An 8499-nucleotide genomic window follows, 5' to 3' on the forward strand; every position below is an offset into this window, starting at 1 on the left:
CAATGGATATCAGGAAACAATTTGACTGGCAGGGCCTCCTGCTGACCCCCCTGTCGGATGAACTCATCAGCCGGGCGCTGGATGAAAACGAACCCGCCTGGGAATATATCGATGGGGAGATGGTTAAGCTGGGATCACTGGCCCATTCCAGCATCAATATTGAAGAGATCCAGCGTCAGGCGCTGCAACTGTTCAGCGAAAAAAGCAAAGATTTCAGGCTGATGGTTCATTTACTGCGCACACTGCAACACGGCGGTAATCCCGCTGAACTCATCCTGGCAATGGAGCTGTTAGCCGATTACATCCCGCATTACTGGCAGACAGCCTGGCCACATAAACCGCTGCTCAAGCGCCGCCTGGCGCAACAGGTGATTAAACGGTTTGACTCTGCGCAACCCGGCTTCTGCGAACAGGCGGATGAGACTCAGCGCGAAGAGGCACAGGGCGCACTGGCTCATCTGGCACAATGCTGGCATACCGATGAACCAGCACTGGCTAAAGAGATTGACCAGTTACGCCCCCGCTATGCCCGTAAACCTGAGCCAAAACCGGCAGCCGAACCGGTTGAATCGACAGAAACGACGGCACAATCGGCAAACACGTCAGTACTGACATCCCCCCCCATACCGGATGTCACCGTAGACAATGCCAGTGAAAAAGCCTGGAAACAGACGCTCCTGACCGTGGCCGACTTGCTATGCGAACGCCAGCCTGATTCCTCTGTGGGTTACCGGCTGCGTCGTTATGCGATCTGGCACACCCTGACCACGGCGCCGATGGCGAATGGCGCCGGCAAAACACCGCTGGCGCCGACGTCGGCAGACCGTACCGCCGATTATCTGGCGAAACTCCCGGCAGCGGATAACGCCCTGCTGCAACAGATAGAACAGAGCCTGACACTGGCCCCTTACTGGCTTGACGGCCACGCTCTCGCGGCTCAGGCCGCCGGAAAACTCGGTTACAACGCCGTGGCTGACGCTATTCGCGATGAACTCCGGGCCTTTCTTGACCGTCTGCCGGTCCTGCAAAACCTGTCTTTCTCCGACAGGAGCCCGTTTATCTCAGACGCCACGCTGAACTGGCTGCATCCCCCGGCGACCGCCGCCGTCGGCAGCGGCGCCACGCCGGAACAGGACGCTGTCTGGCACTGTTTTCAGCAGCACGGACTGGAAGCCGCCCTCCACGCCGCGGAGCAATACCAGCAACACCTGACCGAACCCCGGGATCAGTTCTACGGTCAGTTACTGACGGCCCAGTTACTGGAGCAGGCGGGCATGAGTGCGCTGGCACAACAACATTACCGCCATCTGCTCCAGGCAGGACAACACCTGTCACTCGCCGACTGGGAACCCGGCCTGCTGGCGGCACTGACAGAAAAAGCCCCAATGACCGCCCCCGCCAAGGCGACGACCGCAAACAGGAGCGTTAAACCATGAACTGGCTTTCTCTACTGCTCAAACATCTCAAAAAACCGGCGATGCCGCGTCTGCCGCCACTGAAAGCCACCGCTTCGCTGATACTGGCCCTCCTGCCCTGTCTTGCCCTCATCTGGCTGTGGTGGTGGGGACCCGGCTGGCAGTTTAAACAGACCCACCCGCTGGAAACGCTGGCTGCCCGCTGGCTGGCGACGGTCATCATCCTCCTGCTGGCCCTGAGCGTTGTCGGGATAAAAATCTGGCGCCGCCTGCGCCAGCTTGAAAAACTCAGGCTGGAGGGGGAACTGAAAACCGTCGATCCGGTGCTGGCTGACATCACCCGTCAGGACCGTTATCTCAGTCACTGGAAAGCCCGGCTGCAACGCCATCTGGGGACCTGGGATTATCTCTACCAGCGCCCCTGGTACCTGGTGATGGGCAACACCGGCAGCGGCAAAACCGCCCTGATTCAGGCAGGCTGCCGGCTGACTGACATTGCCGCCCCGGACACCCTGAGCGGGGAAGAGGCGCTGCCCCTGCATCTGCGCTGCTGGCTGGGGGAGAAAGCCGTCATTATCGACCCGGACGGCTTCCTTATCGACCAGGTATCGCCGCCGGACACCGGCAAACCCCAGCTGCCCGCCCGCCTGTGGCAGGCCCTGCTCGCCTGGCTCGCCGAAAACCGTCAGCGCCAGCCGCTCAACGGCATCATCCTGACGGTGGACATTCACCGCTTACTGACCGACAACAAAGCCCAGCGGGAACAGGTTATTGCCGCGCTTCACCTGCGCCTGCAGGATCTGCGATTAACCCTGCATAACCATCTGCCTGTCTATCTGGTGCTGACCAAACTCGACCGGCTGCACGGTTTCAGCGCCGCCTTCCAGTCGCTGGACAAAGCGCAGCGCGCCCAGATCCTGGGCGTCACCTTTAGCCTGAATGCGCAGGACGAGCACAGCTGGCGCGCTGAGCTGGCCCAGTTCTGGCGCCAGTGGATGCAACAGCTCAACGCGGCCATGCCGGACATGATGCTCAATAAGGTGGACATCAGTCAGCGCAGCCCGCTGTTCAGCTTCACCCGCCAGATACAGGGGCTGCACAGCGCGCTGGTACCGCTGCTGGAGGGGCTCCTTGACAACGGCGGTCCGGCACAGCCGGGCCTGCGGGGGGTTTATCTCACCTCATCTCAACAAATCGGCCGGATAGATGACATTTTTACCCAGTCTGCCGCGGTGCAGTATCACCTGGGGCCGCAGGCTTTTCCCACCTGGCCGGTGGCGGACACCGTGCCCTACTTCACCCACGCGCTGTTTGAAGCGGTCCTGCTGGCTGAACCGAATCTGGCGGCTGAAAACCGCCTGTGGTTAAGCCGCCACCGCCACAAACTGCTGACCTTCTCCACCGTGGGCGCCGCAGTGGTGCTGGCCCTGTGGATCGGCTGGCACGCCGCCTATCAGAAGAACTACCGGGCCGGCGACGAGGTCCTGGCGCAGGCCAAAACCTTCCTGTCGGTGCCGCCCCCCAAAGGCGAAGACCGTAACGGCAATTTACAGCTTCCCCTGCTCAATCCTCTCCGTGAGGCCACCCTGGCCTACGGGGATTACCATCAAAAAGGGCTGCTGGCGGATATGGGGCTTTATCAGGGCGCGGCGGTCGGCCCGTATGTGGAAAACACCTACCTGCAACTGCTGTCTCAGCGCTTTCTGCCGGCCTTAATGAACGGCCTGCTGGATGACCTGAACCGGGCGCCGAAAGGCAGCGAAGAAAAACTGGAAGTCCTGCGTATCATGCGGATGCTGGAAGACGGCAGCGGCCGCAATAAATCGCTGGTAGAACACTATATGCGGGCGCGCTGGAGCCAGGCGTTTAACGGCCAGCGCCCGTTACAGCAACAGTTACTGACCCATCTGGACTATGCCCTGGATCACACCGACTGGCGGGCCGCGCGGGAGGCGGGCGATCAGGCCGCTATCAGCCGCTTTGCGCCTTACAAACTGCCGCTCATCAATGCCGAGAAAGAACTGAGTCAGCTCTCTATTTATCAGCGGGTCTACCAGAACCTGCGCATTAAAGCCCAGGATTCACTGCCGCCCCCCCTCAACCTGCGCGACCAGATTGGCCCGAGCTTTGACAGCCTCTTTATCGCCAATAATGACAGGCAACTGATTATCCCGCAGTTCCTGACGATAAACGGCCTGAACAACTACTTCGTCAAACAGGACGACCAGCTGATCGACCTCACCGTCATGGACAGCTGGGTCCTGAACCTGTCACACAACGTGCAGTACAGCGACACGGACCGGCAAGAAATCCAGCGACAAATCACTGAACAGTACCTGGGGGACTACACCGCCACCTGGCGCGCGGCCATGAATAACCTGGATATTCGTGATTTCACCGATATCCCGCAGGCCATCAGCGCCATTGAACAGGTTATCAGCGGCGAACAGCCCATCAGCCGGGCCCTGCAAATCCTGAGCGACAACACCCGTCTGCCGGAGATTAACGAGACGCTGCCGGCCAAAGCCCAGCAGCCGTTACGTGATGCCCCGGATTACCGCCTGCGGGTGCGTATTCACCGGGAATTCGCGCCGGAAACCGCGGTGCTGGTGGAGTCCGGGGATAAAAACAGCACCTTACAGGGGGTTTATCAGCAACTGGTGGCGCTGCACCGTTACCTGCTGGGCATTCAGAATGCCCCGGTCCCGGGTAAAGCCGCCCTGAGCGCCGTTCAGAAGCGGCTTGAACAGCATAACAGCGACCCGATTTTCGACGTGCAGCAGCTGGCGAAAAACCTGCCGGAGCCGCTCAACCGCTGGGTCGGCGAACTGGCCGAACAGGCCTGGCGGGTAGTGATGAGAGAAGCCATCAGTTCGCTGGAAATCGAATGGCGCGACACCGTCGTCAGACAGTACCAGACCTATCTGGCCGGACGCTATCCGTTCAACCCGGAAGCCGCTCAGGATGTGCCGCTCAGTGAGTTCGAGCGGTTCTTCCGGCCCGGCGGCACGCTCGATGCCTTCTATCAGCAGAACCTGAAACCGTTTGTGGAAAACAACCTGACCCACAGCGCGGACGGCCAGCAACTTATCCGCCAGGATGTGCTGGAACAGCTGAAACTGGCCGACCGTATCCGCGACACCTTCTTCTCGCCGCAAAACGGTCTGGGCACCCAGTTCGCCATCGAGCCCCTCAGCCTGACCGGCAATAAACGCCGCAGCCTGCTCAATCTCGACGGCCAGCTGCTCGATTACGCCCACGGCCGCAGCAGCATGGTGCACCTCATCTGGCCCAACTCGATGCGGGCCGGGGTGGAAAGCCAGCTCACGCTGATACCGGATGCCAGCGGCAAATCCCCGCGCGCCATCAGCTTCACCGGCCCGTGGGCCCAGCTGCGCCTGATTAACAGCGGCAAACTGACCAACGTGCGTCAGGACTCGTTTGATGTGCGGTTCACGGTGGACGGGGGCGACATGACCTACCGTATCTACGTGGATGAATCCGACAACCCGTTTGCCGGCGGCCTGTTCAGTCAGTTCAGACTGCCTGACACGCTGTATTAAGGGCAAATTTTATTCACTGCAAAACAGCAACCCGCCTGTCCTCCGCGCCGACGGAGGCAGGTTAAAGGATGAACAGCCATGAGTGAACGCCCTGAAAACCTGATTATCCGCGCCGGCAGCAACCCGATGAATCTGCCGGCGTTCACGGCCATACGCGAAGAAATTAACAAAATCAACCACCCGTCTCAGCCGGCAGTGAACTGGCCGCTTATCGAATCCCTGGCCCTGACGCTGTTTCGCTCCCACGGCGTCGATTTGCAAAGCGCGATTTACTACACCCTGGCCCGGATGCAGCTCAGCGGCCTGGCGGGGTTTACCGAAGGCTGTGAACTGCTGGCCGGGGTGATGGTCAGCCAGTGGGATGAACTGTGGCCGCCGCAGCCGTCGGTCCGCACCGACCTGCTGGACTGGTTTAACACCCGCTGCGGCAACGCCTTACGCCAGCACGATTACACCGCCCGCGACCTGCGGATGATTTACCGGGCCGAGCGGGCCTTACAGCTGATAGTCGACCGGCTCCAGCAGTCCGACCTGAAACGCCTGCCGAAGGTCGAAAACCTGCTGTGGTTCTTCCAGAACACCGCCAAAAAACTGGAACAGACCCGCATCCTGCCCAAACCCGCCGCCAAACCCGTGCAGATGCCGCCGCTGGTTTACCTCGCCAGCACCGAACCGGCGCCGTCTGAACCGGACACCGGCGACGACGCGGGATATGCCCCCTCTCAGCCGAAAGTCCAGGTCCGTTTCCCTGCGCCGCCCCCGCGGCCGATGAGCGCGCTACAGGGGTTTGGCCTGGGTCTCTTACTGGGCGTGTTTGTCCTGACCGGCAGCTGGCTGGGACTTTACCGGCCGCTGCAACAGCAATTCACGGCCCTGACTGACACCCCGGACGGGGCCAGACTGGCCTGGCTGTCCCACCCAGACCTGACAACCTATGCCCGGCAGTTAACCCAGTTAGCGGACACCTCCCCGCTGGTGGTGCTGCAACAGGCTGAGCAGCTGACCGACAGGGCACAAAAAACCTGGCCGCAGGACCGCCGGCAGCAGCAGGAAACGCAGCGCTGGCAGCAGTTACAGTCCATCCGGCTGGAAAACGCGCCGGTCTCCGGCAGCTGGCAGCAGACCCGGCATCAGCTCCAGTTACTGGCGGACAAAATCCTGGAGCAGGAGCGCAACCGGGGCAGTTTCACCCTCTCTTACCTGAAAACGGCGATTTACCAAATCCAGCACAGCCACAACCGTGACGTCCCGCTGGAAGAGCTGCTGCGCCAGCTTTCCGCCGCCGTCGAACAGGGACAGACCGTCTCACCGGCGCTGATAAAAAAGACCGACGACCGGTTTAACGCCCTGCTCAGCCAGTATTACGCGTTGCAGCACGCCGCCGGGCTGACCCCACTCCCCGGGCCGCCCCGCCCGTAAATTCAGAGAAGGAACCCTTATATGTCATTTCAGAAAAAAACCGCCGGCGCCGCCAGCCTCGCTCAGCAAATCGCTGACCGGCTGAGTCCCCAAAGCGCCGGCGGGTTACAGTTTACCCTCACCGCCGGCGGACTGCCGCCGCACACCTTCGTGGTGGCCGGCTTTACCCTGCACGAGGCCCTCTCCACCCCGTTCACGCTGACCGTCAGTTTAGCCAGTGCCGACCCGGCCATTGATTTCGCCGCCGTCCTCGACAAAAGCGCCACCCTCACCATCCTGCGCGCCGGCAAAGTCGAGCGCACCGTCACCGGCATGGTCGCCAGTTTTGTCCAGGGCAATACCGGCAAACATCAGACCCGCTATGACATGACGGTCCGGCCCGATATGTGGCGCGCCACCCTGCGCCAGAATGCCCGGATTTTTCAGCAGCAGGATATCAAAACCATCCTCACCACCCTGCTGAAAGAGAACGGCGTCCGGGATGTGGCGTTCAGTCTGCGCAATCCCCACCCGGAACGGGAGTTCTGCGTCCAGTACCGCGAAACCGATTTTGACTTTCTGCAACGCCTGACCGCCGAAGAAGGGATTTTTTACTTCTTTGAATTCACCGGCAATAAAAACACCCTTGTGTTTGCCGACGATGCGGGCTCTGTCGTCAAAGGCCCGGTGCTGCCCTATCACCCCGAAGACGCTGAACAGGCCCAGCAGCTGTGCATTACCCGGCTGACCCGCCAGGCGCAGGTACGGCCGGCGGTGGTCGAGCTCAAAGATTACACCTTCAAAAACCCGGCCTGGGCGGCGGAGTTCCGTCATCAGATGCGGGAGCAGGACCTCCAGCATACCGGCTATGAACACTTCGATTTTCCCGGCCGCTTCAAAGACGAACAGCACGGCGCCGACTTCACCCGCTACCGGCTGGAAGCCCTGCGCAACAATGCCCTGACCGGTGACGGTGAAAGTAATGCCGCGACGATGCAGCCCGGCGTGCTGTTCACCCTGACTCATCATCCCCGGCCCGACCTCAACCGGCTCTGGCAGCTGGTCAGCGTCACCCACCGGGGCAGCCAGCCGCAGGCGCTGGAACAGACGGCCGGAGAGAGCGGCACCGTGATGAGCAACGACTTCACCTTCATTCCCTATAACCAGCACTGGCGCCCGGCCCCGCTACCCAAACCGGCGATGGACGGCCCGCAGATTGCCAAAGTGGTGGGCCCGGCGGGCGAAGAAATCTACTGCGACCCGTACGGCCGTATCCGCCTGCAATTCCTCTGGGACCGCTACGGCCAGAGTAACGACCACAGCTCCTGCTGGATACGCGTCACCCAGCCCTGGGCCGGGCAGGGCTGGGGCATGCTGGCGATACCGCGGATTGGGCAGGAAGTGGTGGTGGACTTTCTTAACGGCGACCCGGACCAGCCGATTGTCACCGGGCGCACCTACCATGCCAGCAATCTCCCGCCGGGAGCTCTGCCCGGCAGCAAAACCCAGATGGCCTTTCGCTCCAAAACCCACAAAGGGGAAGGCTACAACGAACTGCGCTTCGAGGATGCCAAAGGCAGTGAGGAGCTGGCGCTGCATGCCCAGCGGGACATGAACACCGTCGTGCTCAATAACCGCGAAACCCGGGTCATGAACGACCACACCGAAAGCATCGGCCATAATCAGATGCTGTCGGTCAGAAACGACCGCCACAAAGAGGTGACAGGCAATGAAGTCAGCGCTATCACCGGCCTGCGTCAAATCACGGTCGAAAAAGACAGCCTGCTGAACGTCAAAAATAACATCCAGATACATGCCCAGGCGGGAGGTATCGAAATTGCGACGGCCGGCGGCAGCATCACCATCGACAATGCTGGCAATATCAGCATTCAGGGCGCCAATATCACCATCAATGGCAAACAGGTCAATGTGAACTGACCGCGGCTGACTATCAACTTATTATTTCAATCAACAACGGAAAAAGCATGGAAAACATAACCTATCAGATGAATGAAGGCTCACTGGCTATCCCGGACAACTGGCGGGATGAATCCATGAATGTATTTGTGCTGCCGGACGACAGCGGCATCAATCTGGTGGTCAGCCGCACCCCGGTCCCCGCC

At 60.7% G+C, this 8499-nt stretch carries 5 protein-coding genes; all 5 read left to right on the plus strand.

The annotated features are described in order from the left end of the window. The first annotated feature begins 2 nt into the window (after positions 1 to 2). Positions 3 to 1436 (plus strand): type VI secretion system protein TssA, encoded by a 1434-nt coding sequence (gene tssA / locus EAE90_RS11155; RefSeq protein ID WP_214053556.1) that lies wholly within the window; start codon positions 3 to 5, stop codon positions 1434 to 1436. Beyond that, complete coding sequence (tssM, locus tag EAE90_RS11160) at positions 1433 to 4978, plus strand: type VI secretion system membrane subunit TssM (RefSeq protein ID WP_214053557.1); 3546 nt, start codon at positions 1433 to 1435, stop codon at positions 4976 to 4978. The genes tssA and tssM overlap by 4 nt, the downstream gene beginning before the upstream one ends. Before the next feature lie 78 nt (positions 4979 to 5056). Continuing rightward, a complete protein-coding gene (locus EAE90_RS11165) occupies positions 5057 to 6397 on the plus strand; it encodes a VasL domain-containing protein (protein ID WP_214053558.1) in 1341 nt (446 codons plus the stop codon). Positions 6398 to 6418: 21 nt separating this feature from the next. After that, the gene (locus tag EAE90_RS11170) at positions 6419 to 8314 is read left to right on the plus strand and encodes a type VI secretion system Vgr family protein (RefSeq protein WP_214053559.1); all 1896 of its coding nucleotides are present in this window, start codon (positions 6419 to 6421) and stop codon (positions 8312 to 8314) included. A gap of 47 nt (positions 8315 to 8361) precedes the next feature. After that, the coding region (locus EAE90_RS11175) for a DcrB-related protein (protein WP_214053565.1) at positions 8362 to 8499 on the plus strand (138 nt) is incomplete at its 3' end.

This window comes from Photorhabdus caribbeanensis, assembly GCF_018448885.1.
Classification (GTDB): Bacteria; Pseudomonadota; Gammaproteobacteria; order Enterobacterales; family Enterobacteriaceae; genus Photorhabdus; species Photorhabdus caribbeanensis.

Excerpts from the sequence above, each read along its gene's own strand:
- EAE90_RS11165 (WP_214053558.1), top strand. The coding sequence starts at position 5,057 with ATGAGTGAACGCCCTGAAAACCTGATTATCCGCGCCGGCAGCAACCCG.
- EAE90_RS11170 (WP_214053559.1), top strand. The coding sequence starts at position 6,419 with ATGTCATTTCAGAAAAAAACCGCCGGCGCCGCCAGCCTCGCTCAGCAA.
- tssM (WP_214053557.1), top strand. The coding sequence starts at position 1,433 with ATGAACTGGCTTTCTCTACTGCTCAAACATCTCAAAAAACCGGCGATG.
- tssA (WP_214053556.1), top strand. The coding sequence starts at position 3 with ATGGATATCAGGAAACAATTTGACTGGCAGGGCCTCCTGCTGACCCCC.